This is a genomic window from Mesorhizobium sp. WSM4833, assembly GCF_055811095.1.
Window position 1 is genome coordinate 25,948 of sequence record NZ_JBVVQG010000002.1, and the last position, 12,560, is coordinate 38,507.

23 protein-coding genes and 1 tRNA gene are annotated in these 12,560 nt (G+C 63.0%); 13 read left to right on the forward strand and 11 right to left on the reverse strand.

Going from position 1 to position 12,560, the window contains the following annotated elements; all coding sequences use genetic code 11:
* Positions 1–64 precede the first annotated feature (64 nt).
* The 5 genes from AC0L2D_RS03185 to AC0L2D_RS03205 form a co-directional block, all read right to left on the reverse strand.
* A complete protein-coding gene (locus AC0L2D_RS03185) occupies positions 65–379 on the reverse strand; it encodes a hypothetical protein (RefSeq protein ID WP_013530790.1) in 315 nt (104 codons plus the stop codon).
* 362 nt (positions 380–741) lie between these two features.
* On the reverse strand, positions 742–1,002 hold the full coding sequence (locus tag AC0L2D_RS03190) for a hypothetical protein (protein ID WP_473540343.1): 261 nt from the start codon (positions 1,000–1,002) through the stop codon (positions 742–744).
* Positions 923–1,348, reverse strand: coding sequence for a hypothetical protein (locus tag AC0L2D_RS03195; RefSeq protein WP_275952660.1), 426 nt, complete (start codon positions 1,346–1,348; stop codon positions 923–925). Before AC0L2D_RS03195 ends, AC0L2D_RS03190 begins: the two co-directional genes overlap by 80 nt.
* A complete protein-coding gene (locus AC0L2D_RS03200; protein ID WP_473540344.1) occupies positions 1,341–1,751 on the reverse strand; it encodes a hypothetical protein in 411 nt (136 codons plus the stop codon). Before AC0L2D_RS03200 ends, AC0L2D_RS03195 begins: the two co-directional genes overlap by 8 nt.
* A 318-nt stretch (positions 1,752–2,069) precedes the next feature.
* Positions 2,070–2,261 carry a hypothetical protein gene (locus tag AC0L2D_RS03205; protein ID WP_027160735.1) on the reverse strand — a complete coding sequence of 64 codons (192 nt, stop codon included), beginning with the start codon at positions 2,259–2,261 and terminating at the stop codon, positions 2,070–2,072.
* A 365-nt stretch (positions 2,262–2,626) separates the two neighbouring features.
* Here AC0L2D_RS03205 and AC0L2D_RS03210 point away from each other — a divergent pair, with 365 nt between their 5' ends.
* Positions 2,627–2,896, forward strand: coding sequence for a hypothetical protein (locus AC0L2D_RS03210; RefSeq protein ID WP_275952658.1), 270 nt, complete (start codon positions 2,627–2,629; stop codon positions 2,894–2,896).
* A gap of 73 nt (positions 2,897–2,969) precedes the next feature.
* Positions 2,970–3,275: a hypothetical protein gene (locus AC0L2D_RS03215; protein ID WP_013530780.1), complete on the forward strand. Its 306-nt coding sequence runs from the start codon at positions 2,970–2,972 to the stop codon at positions 3,273–3,275.
* 52 nt (positions 3,276–3,327) lie between these two features.
* Here AC0L2D_RS03215 and AC0L2D_RS03220 read toward each other — a convergent pair whose 3' ends face one another.
* Complete coding sequence (locus AC0L2D_RS03220; RefSeq protein ID WP_275952656.1) at positions 3,328–3,756, reverse strand: DoxX family protein; 429 nt, start codon at positions 3,754–3,756, stop codon at positions 3,328–3,330.
* A 199-nt stretch (positions 3,757–3,955) separates the two neighbouring features.
* Here AC0L2D_RS03220 and AC0L2D_RS03225 point away from each other — a divergent pair, with 199 nt between their 5' ends.
* The 5 genes from AC0L2D_RS03225 (at position 3,956) to AC0L2D_RS03245 (ending at position 6,025) form a co-directional block, all read left to right on the forward strand.
* A complete protein-coding gene (locus tag AC0L2D_RS03225) occupies positions 3,956–4,147 on the forward strand; it encodes a hypothetical protein (protein WP_013530778.1) in 192 nt (63 codons plus the stop codon).
* Positions 4,148–4,639: 492 nt separating this feature from the next.
* Positions 4,640–4,819: a DUF3606 domain-containing protein gene (locus tag AC0L2D_RS03230; protein WP_013530777.1), complete on the forward strand. Its 180-nt coding sequence runs from the start codon at positions 4,640–4,642 to the stop codon at positions 4,817–4,819.
* Between the two features lie 171 nt (positions 4,820–4,990).
* Positions 4,991–5,434, forward strand: a complete 444-nt coding sequence (locus AC0L2D_RS03235; RefSeq protein WP_127370569.1) for a GFA family protein — start codon at positions 4,991–4,993, stop codon at positions 5,432–5,434.
* A gap of 94 nt (positions 5,435–5,528) precedes the next feature.
* A complete protein-coding gene (locus AC0L2D_RS03240; protein WP_013530775.1) occupies positions 5,529–5,765 on the forward strand; it encodes a DUF982 domain-containing protein in 237 nt (78 codons plus the stop codon).
* Positions 5,766–5,779: 14 nt separating this feature from the next.
* Positions 5,780–6,025 (forward strand): DUF982 domain-containing protein, encoded by a 246-nt coding sequence (locus tag AC0L2D_RS03245; RefSeq protein ID WP_127384746.1) that lies wholly within the window; start codon positions 5,780–5,782, stop codon positions 6,023–6,025.
* A 38-nt stretch (positions 6,026–6,063) separates the two neighbouring features.
* Here the strand turns inward: AC0L2D_RS03245 and AC0L2D_RS03250 are convergent, their stop codons facing one another.
* Together AC0L2D_RS03250 and AC0L2D_RS03255 are read right to left on the reverse strand one after the other, a co-directional pair.
* Positions 6,064–6,198 (reverse strand): hypothetical protein, encoded by a 135-nt coding sequence (locus tag AC0L2D_RS03250; RefSeq protein WP_263484935.1) that lies wholly within the window; start codon positions 6,196–6,198, stop codon positions 6,064–6,066.
* Positions 6,199–6,289: 91 nt separating this feature from the next.
* Positions 6,290–6,598: a hypothetical protein gene (locus tag AC0L2D_RS03255; RefSeq protein WP_127370214.1), complete on the reverse strand. Its 309-nt coding sequence runs from the start codon at positions 6,596–6,598 to the stop codon at positions 6,290–6,292.
* A gap of 146 nt (positions 6,599–6,744) precedes the next feature.
* On the opposite strand from AC0L2D_RS03255, the gene AC0L2D_RS03260 reads away from it, so the two are divergent.
* Complete coding sequence (locus AC0L2D_RS03260; protein WP_473540345.1) at positions 6,745–7,683, forward strand: alpha/beta fold hydrolase; 939 nt, start codon at positions 6,745–6,747, stop codon at positions 7,681–7,683.
* Positions 7,684–7,688: 5 nt separating this feature from the next.
* Here the strand turns inward: AC0L2D_RS03260 and AC0L2D_RS03265 are convergent, their stop codons facing one another.
* Complete coding sequence (locus AC0L2D_RS03265; RefSeq protein WP_064994059.1) at positions 7,689–8,756, reverse strand: sensor histidine kinase; 1,068 nt, start codon at positions 8,754–8,756, stop codon at positions 7,689–7,691.
* A 551-nt stretch (positions 8,757–9,307) separates the two neighbouring features.
* On the opposite strand from AC0L2D_RS03265, the gene AC0L2D_RS03270 reads away from it, so the two are divergent.
* The 4 genes from AC0L2D_RS03270 to AC0L2D_RS03285 all read left to right on the forward strand — a co-directional run bounded on the left by AC0L2D_RS03270 (position 9,308) and on the right by AC0L2D_RS03285 (position 10,666).
* Complete coding sequence (locus tag AC0L2D_RS03270; RefSeq protein WP_063172570.1) at positions 9,308–9,601, forward strand: hypothetical protein; 294 nt, start codon at positions 9,308–9,310, stop codon at positions 9,599–9,601.
* An 84-nt stretch (positions 9,602–9,685) separates the two neighbouring features.
* Positions 9,686–9,759 (forward strand) — tRNA-Gln (locus AC0L2D_RS03275).
* 317 nt (positions 9,760–10,076) lie between these two features.
* Positions 10,077–10,262 carry a hypothetical protein gene (locus AC0L2D_RS03280; protein ID WP_013530769.1) on the forward strand — a complete coding sequence of 62 codons (186 nt, stop codon included), beginning with the start codon at positions 10,077–10,079 and terminating at the stop codon, positions 10,260–10,262.
* Positions 10,263–10,459: 197 nt separating this feature from the next.
* The gene (locus AC0L2D_RS03285; protein ID WP_013530768.1) at positions 10,460–10,666 is read left to right on the forward strand and encodes a hypothetical protein; all 207 of its coding nucleotides are present in this window, start codon (positions 10,460–10,462) and stop codon (positions 10,664–10,666) included.
* A gap of 91 nt (positions 10,667–10,757) precedes the next feature.
* On the opposite strand, the gene AC0L2D_RS03290 is transcribed toward AC0L2D_RS03285, so the two are convergent.
* Entirely contained in the window at positions 10,758–11,000 is a 243-nt protein-coding gene (locus tag AC0L2D_RS03290; RefSeq protein ID WP_013530767.1) for a hypothetical protein, read from the reverse strand.
* Between the two features lie 274 nt (positions 11,001–11,274).
* Between AC0L2D_RS03290 and AC0L2D_RS03295 the strand changes: the two genes are divergently transcribed.
* Positions 11,275–11,592 carry a hypothetical protein gene (locus AC0L2D_RS03295; protein ID WP_013530766.1) on the forward strand — a complete coding sequence of 106 codons (318 nt, stop codon included), beginning with the start codon at positions 11,275–11,277 and terminating at the stop codon, positions 11,590–11,592.
* A gap of 80 nt (positions 11,593–11,672) precedes the next feature.
* On the opposite strand, the gene AC0L2D_RS03300 is transcribed toward AC0L2D_RS03295, so the two are convergent.
* Positions 11,673–12,542, reverse strand: a complete 870-nt coding sequence (locus tag AC0L2D_RS03300) for an NmrA/HSCARG family protein (protein ID WP_013530765.1) — start codon at positions 12,540–12,542, stop codon at positions 11,673–11,675.
* Positions 12,543–12,560: the final 18 nt, after the last annotated feature.

The window sequence follows — 12,560 nt, forward strand, 5'->3', positions numbered from 1 at the left end:
CCCGCCCGGCGCACCGGAACGGGCTATTTTGGGTTGCCTTCGACAGTTGAAATGCAGCGCCGGACTAGTGGCGCTTGCCCAGCCTGTAGCTGTTGCCGCCCAGCAGGTTCACGCCGAGCCCGCTCAGAACGCCACCGACGATGCCGGTCTTGTTGCCGTTCAGAATGCCTGAGACGACATTGCCGCTCAGGATGTTGTTGCCGCTGAGCACGTCGTTCAGCGCGGTGATCTTGCCAAGGTCGATGGACGGCGAAACATTGATCAGGCTGCTCGAATTGCCTCCCCAGCCGCCCGAACCTCCGCACCCACAACCTGCCTCGGCGGCTCCAACGGACGATGCAACTGCAACAGCGGCGAAAATAACAGTGAACTTGTTCATGAAAGCTACTCCCGTTTGATGATGGAGATGGCTTCCGTCTTCTGTGGTCTACCTCTTGCTTAACAATATATGAACACTTCATCCGCTCAAGTCTTTATCTAGTTTCGGTGCTTCAATCAAAAGTTAACAATAATCATTATGCATAACCGACATGATTAACTTGCTTATCACAACGGACGACGACGAGACCGGTCAACTCGAATGCCGCTCAGCAATGGCCGATCGGAAATGCAAAAAAGCCCGCCCGGCGTGAGCCGAAGCGGGCAGCGGTCGGTCCTGGAAATGAGAGCCACGCCGCGCCAGGTCCACCTGTCTCGGTAATTCCGTCAGGCAGCAGCCAACAGACGACGCGGTGCCAACAGCTACTCCTCCACCCCCGGTTTGAATCTCCGCACCACAAACTCGAACAGCACGTCCGAAATCCACATCGCACAGACGCCGATCAGGAAGGCGGCCGCCAGCGTGGTGGTGTCGTCGGCGGGATCGGGCATCGGCAGGCCGGCGATCCTGGCGTAGGAAACCGCCGGCAGCGTCAGATACGGTCTATAGGCCGCCAGTTGATTGGTCCGGCGCCGTCTGTCCAGTTCCGTCAGCAGCGCCAGATATTCCGTCTTCACGGACATCACCGGGCTCTTCGAGGAACGGCTTGACGACGGCCTCGAGGGCGCGGATGCGGCTGCGGATTTCGTCATCGCTCAGGCCGTCCATTTGGTTGATCTTGGCATCGAAATCCTTGGGCAGCACCGACAGCACGATCTTCAGATACTGGTCCGGCTTGTCGGCCCGCACTTCGGCGATGACGCCGGCGCCATGTGTACGGAAATCGGCGCGCACGGCGGCCAGGAAATCGTCGCCCAGTGTTTTCTTGGCGCGCTTGCGGGGCGGCTTCTGTGTCGCGGCCGGTTTGGCGGCGGGCCTGCGTCTCGCCGGCTTGCGGCGCGTCGGCCCGGTTGCGGTTTTATCAGTCATGGACCTGGTCCATGGCGCTGGCACCGGCAGCGGAAACCATTTCGACCTTGGGCGCCGCCGGTCCGGGCCGGCTGGCTCGCTTCTTCGAGCGAACCGTTTTCCTCTTTGCCTTCTTGGCGCGCTTCGGCCCTGTCGCCTGGGCGGGATTCGCCGCACCGACAGGCTTTGCCGCACCGGCCCGCGCCTTGAGTCGCGCCATGAAGAGACCGAGGGGTCCGGCAATGCCGGCCTGCGGAAAACAAAAGCCGCCGGCCGCATCCCGCACCATACCGATCTTTATGCCGGGTGCGACCTGCTCGACACGCCCCAGGCGTGGCTGCGGTGCGGCGCCTTCGAATTCGCCGATGGCGCTGACGATTTCCTGGCCGTCAGCATCGGTGATGATCGTGGCGTAGCGGGTCATGGGTGTCTCTCGGATTGCGAAATGAGTCATCGGGCGAAGGATGGCATTCCTTGGCGCCCCCCTCTGTCTTGCCGGACATCTCCCCCACGGGTGGGGAGATCGGCTGTCACGCCGGGTTCGCCAACATCAACGTTGCAAAGGCCGGCGGGGCGCTGAAACTGCCAATCTCCCCCGTGTGGGGGAGATGTCCGGCAAGACAGAGGGGGGCGCTGTCCCGCCGACATGTCTAGCCCAGAAACAAAAAACCCGCCTCGGCGGCGGGTCGTTGGCGCAACTCAGCACCATGGGCAAAAATGTAGCATAGCTGCACTCACCCCGTCAACCGTTTTCTGAGAAAAAATTCCTAATTCGGTCGAACCCGGCCGCATCCCGCACCACGCCGATCTTTACGCCGGGTGCCACCTGCTCGACACGTCCCAGGCATGGCTGCGGCGCAGTGCCTTCGAATTCGCCGATGGCGCTGACGATTTCCTGGCCGTCAGCATCGGTGATCGTGGCGTAGCGGGTCATGGGTGTCTCTCGGATCGCGAAATGAGTCATCGGGCGAAGGATGGCATTCGTTGGCGCCCCCGCTGTCCCGCCGACGTTTCCATGTGGCGCAAATGAAACCGGTCCAGAAACAAAAAAACCGCCTCGGCGGCGGGTCGGTGGCGCAACTCAGCACCATGGGCAAAAATGTAGCATAGCTGCACTCACCCCGTCAACCACTTTCTGAGAAAAAATTCCTAGTCTGGTCGAAACTCCCGCGCTGAGCGACGCTGGCAAAGCGCGTAAAACCCTGCTTTTGCCGGCGGCTGGTCATAAGCCGGCAGGTGTGAAATCATTCGTCGAAGCTCATGGAATGATTCCCGTCGCACGGCCTTGTGGAGAGGACGATGGACAGACCAGCCATGGCATCCGTGTTCAGGATGCGGCATGCACCAGCCACGGTTTCCGGGGTGCGCAGCACCGGCCAGGGTCAGGCCGATCCAGTCATCCGCGTGCGTTCGCTGGGCGAAGCCATCCGTTTCGTCGCCAACGCCTACCCCCACTACGACGTCGGCGCCGTCGCCATCAGCTGTGGGGATGTTTCGATCGGCAGCCTCGGCAAGCTGGAGGTCAAGGCGCTGTGGCGCGAATATGGCGAACGGCTGACGCAGGAATAGGCGTTCGCCCGCAGACTTTCTGGAGCGGAAATGCCGCTCGTGCGTTTCAACCCCAGCCACGGGAGCAATCGCCATGAATGTCGCCAACCTGCAACTCGAAGGCCTGTTGATGGCCGTCGCCTCGATCAATCGTCTCCTGGTTCAAAAGGGGGTGCTGACGGCGGAGGAAATCGACCTGGCCCTGCGCAAGACCGAGGCCGGCGAAACCAACGAGGAACGATCCGAAGGTATGTCCGCATCCAGCCGCGACGCCGTCAACTTTCCGATCCGGCTGCTGGAACTCGCCAACCAGTGCCAGCCGGAGGCGGAGCTGCCGTCCTTCTCAAAGCTGGCCCGCATGGTCGGCAAGATTAAGGAACCCTACAACGACCAGCTGTGAGCGGTGCCGGGCCCGGCGCGCGTCCTTCGCGCGGGGGCCGACCGGCCTCGCCTCAAGCCCTGCCCGGCCATCCCAAATTGAGCGAAAGCACCTTGCCCGGTCCATGCACCGCCGCAAACAGCAGTCCGGCCAGGAACGAAAAATGGTCGATGAAGAAGCCGAACTCGGCCTGGTTGCCGGCCCAGTGGCTGGGTCCGTGGAAGGCAAAGGCCAGGAACAGCACATAGGCGGCGGCCACCAGGGCCGCCTGCGTGAAGAAGGCGCCGGTCAGGAAGCAGAGCATCAGCGCGACTTCCAGGATCGCCGCGCACCAGGCCAGAAACAGCGGAAACGGAAAGCCGGCGGCGGCGATATAGCCGGCGGTGGCCGCCATGCCCATGAATTTGAACGTCACGGCCATCAGGAAGACGCCGGCGAAAATCAGCCGGGCGATGAGAAGGGCCGCGGTCTGCCACGGCGATTGAGTGATTTGCGACGACATGCTCGTTCTCCAGCTTTGCAGGTTGCTCGCTCCTAGGACGCGCGACTGGAGCCAGATCCGACACGCCAGGCCAATTTTTCTCGACAGGGCGCTTGCCGCGGGTCGAAGCAGGCTTCGAAGCCTCACACCGACGGCAAGGAGCGATCTTCGGTTTGTCGGCCGACGGTATAGCGTTGCTCGCTCAAAGGGGGAAACGGACATGGCCAAGGCATTGACCATCGGCGCACCGCGGCATCCGGCGATGAGCACCGCCTACGAACAGGAATGCAGGGATATGCTGGCTCCGCATCTCGACGCCCTGCTCCGCAAGGTCGAGGCTGCCGGCTGGGACCGCGGGCAGGCCGCCTCGGCGCTCATGTATCTCGCCGCGATGCGGCTGAAGCCGGCCTGACGACACGCCGGCCCGAACGGCTTTCCGGCGCATCGCGCGATTGAAACTTGTTGGTAATCACGAATGTGATATTGTTAGCCGGGGCTAATGCAGCGGTGTGCCGGTGCAGCAATTTTGGGTGGGCTGAAATTTGCGAACAAGCGTCAGGTTTGGGGCGACACCTCGTGGCGTGGGGTCGGCGACGCTGGAATGCAGCGGCTGCGGCGGCGCTGGCCAGGTCTTCCAATGTCCGCGCTGGACGAGTTCCAACGGCCATTGTTGCCCTGCCGGCACCCACCGGCGCGGCTGCCCCGGCCTCAGCGCGGCATGCTCCGAATGTGACGACGACCACGCTGCCGACGCCGACCCGATGCGGCCATCTGCCTGATACAGGCCGGTTGCAGCCTGGCCGTGTCGCCTGGTGGAACCGGCGGCGCCGATCTGTGTTATGTCGTGTTGATCGCGGGCGCCGAAGGTTGCGCGTTTCCCCGACAACAGAAAGCGAGGCCTGAGATGGCTGACGACAAGTCGAAGACGAAACAGGACCGCAAGCAGGTCTCGGGCGAAGAGCCCTACGAGGTTGCCGCCTTTGCCCGCAAATACGGCATTCCGCCAAGCGAGGCACAGACCATCATCAAGCGCTACGGACCCTCGCGCAAGAAGCTCGACGCCCATATGGCGGCCCGCGGCTAGCCGAAACCATTTCGCCTGGGCGGCGTTGAAGACGCTGCGGGCCGCGTCAACCGGGCCTGGTGGTACGGTGAACAGGATGTCTTTTTCCCGGTTTCTCATCCTGGCCAACGAAACGGCAGACGAGCATCTGTCCCACCCGGCCCGCAGCGCCACGCATTGAGGGAGGTTGTCATGTCCGACACCATACGCAGGACCGGCAGCTGCCTGTGCGGCGGCGTGCAGTTCGAGGTTCACGGCGCGCCGCTGCGCGTCGGCCTGTGCCATTGCAAGGATTGCCGCAAGGCCGGCGGTTCGGTCTATTCGGCCTTTGCCATCTGGCCGCGCGAGGCCTTCGAGACCACCGGCCTCGTCAGCTCCTATGGCACGCGCAGCTTTTGCCCGACATGCGGCGGCCGCGTCGCCTGGGTCGATGACAACGAGGCCGAGGTGGCAATCGGCAGCCTCGACATCGCGCCGACCGATCTCGTACCCGAATATGAATTGTGGACCTCCAGGCGCGAGACCTGGCTGCACGCTTTGCCAGGCGCCGAACAGTTCGAGCACGACCGCCCAGCCACGTACAACGCCGAAGCGCCGACGCCGAGATCGCTGTCGGACATCGACGCAGAGATTTGATCTCCGGGCAAGGGAACCCTGCCCTGCCGCCGACGTTACCGGACGCCTCTCACGCATGTCGCCCGGCGACTTGCGGCAATCATGGAGACGACCGTTGAACGACAAGATGTTTCCCCGCCCCATCAGGCTGAAATTCGCGCCTGAGCGCGAGCGCATCGTCCGCAGCGCCTGGGAAGGCCTGGAATGCCTCGGCGACTGGCCGGCTGGCCAGGGACGGCGCTACCGGGCGGCGTTGCGCAGCTGCCGCGATGCGCTGGATGGCTGGACGCCGCCGGAAAAAGCGATGCGGGCGGTGATCGACGCCGCGCGCGAAGCAAAACTCCTGCAGTAGTTGGAAAACAGGACATGTCCGAGCTCATTTTGCCCACACCGATGCGGATCAAGCCGCATGGGTCGGACACGATCCGCGACGTCGCCACGCTCAGGGATGCCAGCGAAATCCTGATCGATTGGCCGCAGGCCAAGCGCGGCCCGTTCTACCAGGCGGCGCGCGAGAAGGTCGAAGCCGCATTGGAAACCCAGAGAGGCGCCGCCGAGGCGCAGGAAGCGTTCGCAGCGCTCTGCAGCCACGCCGGCGTCTTGGTGCGGTAGGTGTCAAAGGAAGCAGACGTCGTGCCTCGCCTGCTTTGTCATTTCGTTGGAAGCTCGCCCTGGACAATCGGCTGAGAGGTTTCGAATCCAAAGCTCTTCGGCACCAGAAGAATCAATGCAATCACGATGGCGATCGACGCAAGCAACGTGGCTGTGGCTGCAATATCTCTCACGATAATCTCTCCAAATTCCAAGTCGTGAGAAAAACGCTCCCGAGAAAACGAGGTTCCATTAGCTTGTGCGATAATACCAGTGAGCCGGCGTTTATTGCTTCGGCGGCTGGGGTGGAACTTCACCCGGCTTGATCACCGGCGTCTTGCCTTCGTCGGGGGCCGGCGCCGCCATGCCCTGGTCTCCCGTTGGGGGCGGTTTCAGCACGCCGCCGCAGTCGTTGAGCTTCGCGGTCAAATTGCCGTCATCGGCTTGCTTTTCAGGCTGCTGTTTTGCCCCTTGCCCGGTCTGAGCCCTGCATTTGTCGGCCTGCGGCGCCTGGCTGTCGTTCTGCTGCTGGGCTGCGGCCGGCACTGCCAGCGCCAGCATAAGGCCGAATGGCATGATGGCGAGAGTTCTCATCACTGCCTCCTTCTTTCTTTCACGGTCGCCCGCGGCGACCTTCCCTTCACAGGGACAACGCCTGTCGACGAAAAAGGTTGGCCGCGTCGCCGGGCGGCATTGCAACCAAACCCGTTCGCCGGCCGTTGCGCGTGCCGGAGGCGGTCATGTTCGAAGATTTTCAAGGCGCGGAAATCGACACCGGCGATGCCGGCATATTCTGCCTGCGTGCCGGGACCGGGCCGCCATTGCTGTTGCTGCACGGCTTCCCGCAGACGCATCTGATGTGGCGCGACATCGCGCCGGCTCTGGCCAGCCGGTTCAGCGTCGTCTGCGCCGATTTGCGCGGCTATGGCAGCAGCTCCTGTCCGGCGTCCACTCCGGACCACGCACCCTATGCCAAGCGCGCCATGGCGGACGATTTGGTGAGGCTGATGGAGAAGCTGGGTTTCAGCAGCTTCATGGTCGCCGGCCATGATCGCGGCGGGCGTGTCGCCTACCGCATGGCGCTCGACCATCCGGGCAGCATCGACAGGCTCGCCGTTCTCGACATCGTGCCGACCGCCTATGCCTGGGACCGGGCCGACGCCAGGCTGGCGCTGGGCTATTGGCCATGGTCGCTGCTGGCGCAGCCCGAGCCATTGCCCGAAAAGATCCTGTCCGGCGCCGCCGAGGCGATCGTCGACAATGCGCTCAACGGCTGGGGCTCACAGCCATCGGCGTTTCCAGCCGAAGTGCGTCAGGCCTATGTCGAGGCCCTGCGTGCGCCTGCCCACGCCCATGCCATCTGCGAGGAATATCGGGCGGCAGCCACGCTCGACCGCGAGCATGACCATGCCGACAAGGCAGCCGGCCGGCGCATCCGCTGCCCGCTGCTGGCGCTATGGAGCGGTCAGGGCGCGTTGGCGGATTGGTATGCCGGCGAAGGCGGACCACTGGCGCTGTGGCGCGGCTGGGCTGAGGATGTGCGCGGCCAGGCGATGCCGGGTGGACACTTCTTCCCCGAGGAGGACCCGGCGCGGACGGCCGATCTGCTGGCCGGCTTCTTCGGCGAAACCAGTCACGGCATCTCCGTGCGATCGGAGTTACCTTCGCCCTCCCCTTGATGGGCTCAGGACGTTTCGGTTTCAGGCAGGTCGGCGCCCAACTGCGGAACGATGATCGAATCCAGCGGCGCCGTCAGCGACCAGCTGAGATGGCCCGGGCTGCGATCCAGCACCGCCAAGCCGTTCAGCGATTGCGGCGCGACCCGTTGCAGGACGACGGTGCCGAAACCCTTGCGCGTGGTTTCGTCTTGCCGCCCCCCGGGCCGCTCTCCCTCACGCACCGGCATCGTCTCGTCCCAGAGCAGATGGATTTCCAGCTTGTCCGAAGCGCCTTCGACGATCCGCCAGGTGATCTCCAGCCGCCCGGCCTCGCTCGCCAGCGCGCCATATTTGGAAGAGTTGGTGCCGAGTTCATGAAACGCCATGCCGAGATTTTGCACGGCATTCGGCTGCAGGGTCAAAAGCGGTCCGGAAAGCGATACCCGCGCCTCGTGGCCGAACGGCTTGAGCTGCTCCTGGGCAAGGTCGAAGAGGCTGGCGCCGGCCCATTCCGAGTTCACCAGCAGATCGTGCGACCGCGACAGCGCCATGATGCGGGAACGGATCATCTCCTCGAACTCGCGCGGATCGGTCGAGCGTTTGCTGGTCTCCCGGATCATCGAGAGGATCACCGCGAACTGGTTCTTGACGCGATGGTTCACCTCGCGGAGCAAAAGCCTGATCCGGCGCTCGCTCTCCTTGCTGGCGGTGATGTCGCGAGCGATCTTCGATGCGCCGATGATCTCGCCGGACCCGTTCCTGATCGGCGAAATGGTCAGCGACACGGCGATGAGGCCGCCATCCTTGCGCCGGCGGATCGTCTCATAGCTGGCCAGGAGTTCGCCCTTGCGAACCCGGCTGATGATGTCGGTCTCTTCATCCTTGAGATGATCGGGGATGAGCATGAGCACGGAGCGGCCGACGGCCTCTTCGGCGGTGTAGCCGAACATGCGGTGCGCCGCCGCGTTCCAACTGGTGATGATGCTGTTCAGGTCCTTGCTGACGATGGCGTCGAAGGACGAATCGACAATCGCCGCCAGCCGAGCGTGGGCAGTGATTTCGAGCAGGCTATCGACGCTTGCCAATTCTGTCATTGCCCCGTCGTGGCCCCACCTTGCCGCCTCCCGCCAGCGTCCGGGCATGCGTGAGGATTTCCCTCGTGCCAGAAATGCCTGACCGGGCATTTTGGTTGCAGTCGGTGCGCAACATTCCGCATTTGCGGTCGCGGACACGCATGTCACGATAATGCCCGGCCCTCCATCTCGGCAATGCCTCTGCGGCCGTAAATGCCGATCCAGTCGAGCTGCTGTAAGCCCGGTGGCCGCTTCGCCCTGTCCGTCTCATCGGCCTGCTTCTTCGGAGCCGGCGTCGTTGGGCGGCGCAACGGGCACTGCATCGGCGTCGGGATTCCTTTGCGGACAGTCCTCGTAGCTGTGGTCGCGTCCGCCGCAGAAGGAACAGCACATGGCCTCGCGATCCCCGCTTCCGGGCCGCCATTGCGGAGCTTTGTAGGGCTTCCTGCCATCCATCCCCAGCAATGCACGACGGACCATTTGGTTGCGCTGCCACAGACGGCGAGCCGGCGGTTGCGGAACCACCCGGCGGGATGCGAGTTTCGGCCGATACTTCCATTCGAGGAACAGCCATGCCAATGCGCCGAATTGCCTTCATGACGGCAGCGATCCTGCTGGCCGCGACCGGCCTCGCCGAAGCCAGGCCCGACACCCGCACGATGAGTTGCGACCAACTCCGGCAACTGCTCCAAAGCCGCCATGCCGTGGTGCTAACCACAGGCCCCAACACCTATGACCGCTATGTCAGGCAGTTCGGCAACGAATGCGACTGGCCGGAGGTGCCGATGTCGGCCTATGTCCCGACCCGTGACGGCAGCTGCCCGGTCTACCGCTGCGAGGAACCCGTCACCAACTTTCCGGACTGACACCGCGCTTCCAATCGGCTTTGCCGACGCAGTGCGTTGATCCCGGCGCGCGAACCGGCTAGGGGTGGGGCGCAACGTGCATTTTCCCGCTTCGTCTAATGGTAGGACAGCGCCCTTTGAAGGCGTGAATCGAGGTTCGAGCCCTTGAGCGGGAACCAGCAACCAAGCGCTTGGCTGGTTCGGAGCCGCGCGCAGACTGGCCAGCCGACTTCAGCACATTAGCGCGCGCTTGTATTTCACTCGAAGCAGGATCATCATCCAGGCCGTCAGTGGCTTGAAGGGGTACAGCGCATGGAACTGAGTTGCTTTGACGGGGGCGTCCTTGCGTCGACGATGTCCCTGAACGTCACGGCGGTTTTCATGATATTGGCCGCATTTGCCGCATTTCGGCTGGTTGCAATGTCAGGCGAAGGTTCTGTCGACCAACTCCAGACGGCGTAGCCGGCAGAGAACCTCCCGTGCAGGAGAACGGCATATGGCCGCGAGAAAGGTGATAGCCGTCAAGGACTGGTCTTGCGGCATGAGCGACGAGCTTGGCCGCGTCGTGCTGACCATCAACCCGACCGAGGGTGAGCCCATCCTGGTTTTGATGACAATTTTCCAGGCGGCAAGGATGGCCGGGGAATTGCGAGCGCCGAAACTCGTCTCCATACCCCGGTGATGCCACGCCCCTGGTAAGGCGGATCAAGCTCGCCGGGGCAGCCCCAACGCCCTCCCCGGCGAGCCCTGTTGCTCCGTTACGATGAACAATGGAGCAATTACTGCTTTACGGATCCGGGCGCCATCAAGTTGCATCCGGCTCCTGAAACCATTTCGCGGACCCCGCGTTGACCACCGGGCCGACACAGGAGACATCTCATGACCGTCAACTGCCGCATCTCGATCGACAACCGGCCGGAGGCCACGGACGCGGTTTTTCAGGCGGTTCCGCGGATCGGCGAAAGCGTTGCGCTGTCGATCGATGGAACCACGCAGGATCTGCGGGTATCGCGTGTCGTGCACGTCACCAATGGCAGCCTGGAAGGTGCCGCGATCGTCGTCGAAGTGACGACCAACATCCTCTGAATCGAGAGTTATGGTCCGCTGGGCCGGCCGGCACCGCGTTGCGGCGACCGGCAGCCTGAAAGGACTCGAGCGGCTCACGCGCGGTGACCCGCTACTCCTTGCCGCTTTCGGAAATGCCGTTGCCGCCGGCGGTTGGCAGGATGCCGAAGTCTTGCGACTTCGCCCCTTGCTCCGCCGTCAGGAAGCCGTCCGAGGCAAGCCCGCGCCGCAGCAATTCCCTGACCGCGGCCGAACGGCTCGGCATACGCTTGTCGAAGCGCCAGTTTTCCAGCGCAGCCAGCTCGTCTGACGTCAGCATGATCTGCAACCGTTCCGGGCGTTCCAGTTCAGTCATCGCGCTCCCTCGGGATCCCGATACCTCGAATGAGTATTCAACTCGCTTACCTAATAGTTAGAAAAGCGCTCCTAGTGCGTCAAGACCTCGCGATGAGTGAACTGCTTCTCATGCACATGATGAGCCTGATGGTATTCGGCGTAAGGCGCATACTTGCATAACTATGCTAACTAGCTGATTTGTTTAGATATTATTTAATTCGTGACTTGCCAAGACGAAGCCTCTGCCGCATTGTGCAACCTGAACAGAAAACCGTTCCCTTTGGGAGGTTTCGATGCGGTATGATTACTCGGCGCGACTGCGCGATGACGTCCGTTCAGCGGTCCAGATCGCCTTCAGGAAGACCGGCATCGTCAGCATCACGGCGGTGGCGGAACATGTAAGGGTCAGGAACCTGGCCGAAAACATCGCCCTCGAGGACGTCGAATACCTTGTCTTCCAGGCAGCCCAGCTGATTGGCGCCGCAATTGAATTCGACGGGCTCACCAATTTCGACGGCGTGGCTGGCCTGTTCGTGGATGGTCTCGGTGGCGACGATGGCGGGCGGATGATCGCCCAACGCGACGGGCCTGGTCCGGCCACCCTGCAGTAAGACGGTACCGGCTGAACAGGGGGCCTTCTCAAAAGGCCGCCCTGCTGTTTCTGAACCGGGTGATGACCAGAGCCGTTCCGTCAGGCGGAGCCGGCGATTTGTGAGGCGAAGTCGCGATAGGGACGCAGAGGGCGGCCCAGAAGCGCGGTCAGGCGCTCCACGTCGCCGGCCTCGGGCAGCATGCCGTCGGTCAGGAACCGTTCGCCCATCAAGCGCATGTCGTAGGCCATCCAGGCAGGCAGGAACTGCTTGAGATTCTGCTCGAAACCTTCGGTGTTGTCGCCGCCGTAGCTGATCGGCCGGGCGAGCACGTCGGACCAGATGGCCGCGATATCCGTCCCGGTCAGTGTCTGCGGACCGACGAGGTTGATCCGCTCGAGCGCAAGCGGCTCCGCGGACCGTTCGCGGCGCAGCAGCTCGAGAGCGGCGATCTCGGCGATATCACGCACATCGACCATGGCGAGGCCTTTGGCGCCGATCGGCATTGTGTAGGTGCCGTAGCCGGTGATGACGTCTTCGATCATCAGGTCGTTCTGGATGAAATAGGCCGGGCGCAGGATCGTAGCCTGGAAGCCCATCTGCTCGATCATTCGCTCGACGCCGAACTTGCCGGCGAAATGCGGCACGTTCACATACACGTCGGCATGGATCACCGAGAGATAGACGATCCGCTCGATGCCCGCCGATCGGGCGACGTTCAGCGCGACCAAAGCCTGGGTGAATTCGTCCGGCACCACGGCGTTCAAGAGGAACAGGGTGGAAACGCCGGACATGGCTTTGCGCAGTGAATCGACATCGAGAAAGTCGCCTTGCGCGACCGATACGCCTGCCGGGAAGCTGGCTTTCGACGGATCGCGGACGAGAGCACGGACGTCGGCGCCGCGCTTGACGAGGTGCTCGACGACTTGGCGGCCAACATTGCCTGTGGCGCCGGTAACAAGGATGGTCATGGAATTTCTCCTGTTGGG

Bases quoted from the DNA above. Each gene is read 5' to 3' on its own strand.
- AC0L2D_RS03185 (WP_013530790.1), bottom strand. From the start codon at position 379: ATGAACAAGTTCACTGTTATTTTCGCCGCTGTTGCAGTTGCATCGTCC.
- AC0L2D_RS03190 (WP_473540343.1), bottom strand. From the start codon at position 1,002: ATGTCCGTGAAGACGGAATATCTGGCGCTGCTGACGGAACTGGACAGA.
- AC0L2D_RS03195 (WP_275952660.1), bottom strand. From the start codon at position 1,348: ATGACTGATAAAACCGCAACCGGGCCGACGCGCCGCAAGCCGGCGAGA.
- AC0L2D_RS03200 (WP_473540344.1), bottom strand. From the start codon at position 1,751: ATGACCCGCTACGCCACGATCATCACCGATGCTGACGGCCAGGAAATC.
- AC0L2D_RS03205 (WP_027160735.1), bottom strand. From the start codon at position 2,261: ATGACCCGCTACGCCACGATCACCGATGCTGACGGCCAGGAAATCGTC.
- AC0L2D_RS03210 (WP_275952658.1), top strand. From the start codon at position 2,627: ATGGACAGACCAGCCATGGCATCCGTGTTCAGGATGCGGCATGCACCA.
- AC0L2D_RS03215 (WP_013530780.1), top strand. From the start codon at position 2,970: ATGAATGTCGCCAACCTGCAACTCGAAGGCCTGTTGATGGCCGTCGCC.
- AC0L2D_RS03220 (WP_275952656.1), bottom strand. From the start codon at position 3,756: ATGTCGTCGCAAATCACTCAATCGCCGTGGCAGACCGCGGCCCTTCTC.
- AC0L2D_RS03225 (WP_013530778.1), top strand. From the start codon at position 3,956: ATGGCCAAGGCATTGACCATCGGCGCACCGCGGCATCCGGCGATGAGC.
- AC0L2D_RS03230 (WP_013530777.1), top strand. From the start codon at position 4,640: ATGGCTGACGACAAGTCGAAGACGAAACAGGACCGCAAGCAGGTCTCG.
- AC0L2D_RS03235 (WP_127370569.1), top strand. From the start codon at position 4,991: ATGTCCGACACCATACGCAGGACCGGCAGCTGCCTGTGCGGCGGCGTG.
- AC0L2D_RS03245 (WP_127384746.1), top strand. From the start codon at position 5,780: ATGTCCGAGCTCATTTTGCCCACACCGATGCGGATCAAGCCGCATGGG.
- AC0L2D_RS03255 (WP_127370214.1), bottom strand. From the start codon at position 6,598: ATGAGAACTCTCGCCATCATGCCATTCGGCCTTATGCTGGCGCTGGCA.
- AC0L2D_RS03260 (WP_473540345.1), top strand. From the start codon at position 6,745: ATGTTCGAAGATTTTCAAGGCGCGGAAATCGACACCGGCGATGCCGGC.
- AC0L2D_RS03265 (WP_064994059.1), bottom strand. From the start codon at position 8,756: ATGACAGAATTGGCAAGCGTCGATAGCCTGCTCGAAATCACTGCCCAC.
- AC0L2D_RS03270 (WP_063172570.1), top strand. From the start codon at position 9,308: ATGCCAATGCGCCGAATTGCCTTCATGACGGCAGCGATCCTGCTGGCC.
- AC0L2D_RS03280 (WP_013530769.1), top strand. From the start codon at position 10,077: ATGGCCGCGAGAAAGGTGATAGCCGTCAAGGACTGGTCTTGCGGCATG.
- AC0L2D_RS03285 (WP_013530768.1), top strand. From the start codon at position 10,460: ATGACCGTCAACTGCCGCATCTCGATCGACAACCGGCCGGAGGCCACG.
- AC0L2D_RS03290 (WP_013530767.1), bottom strand. From the start codon at position 11,000: ATGACTGAACTGGAACGCCCGGAACGGTTGCAGATCATGCTGACGTCA.
- AC0L2D_RS03295 (WP_013530766.1), top strand. From the start codon at position 11,275: ATGCGGTATGATTACTCGGCGCGACTGCGCGATGACGTCCGTTCAGCG.
- AC0L2D_RS03300 (WP_013530765.1), bottom strand. From the start codon at position 12,542: ATGACCATCCTTGTTACCGGCGCCACAGGCAATGTTGGCCGCCAAGTC.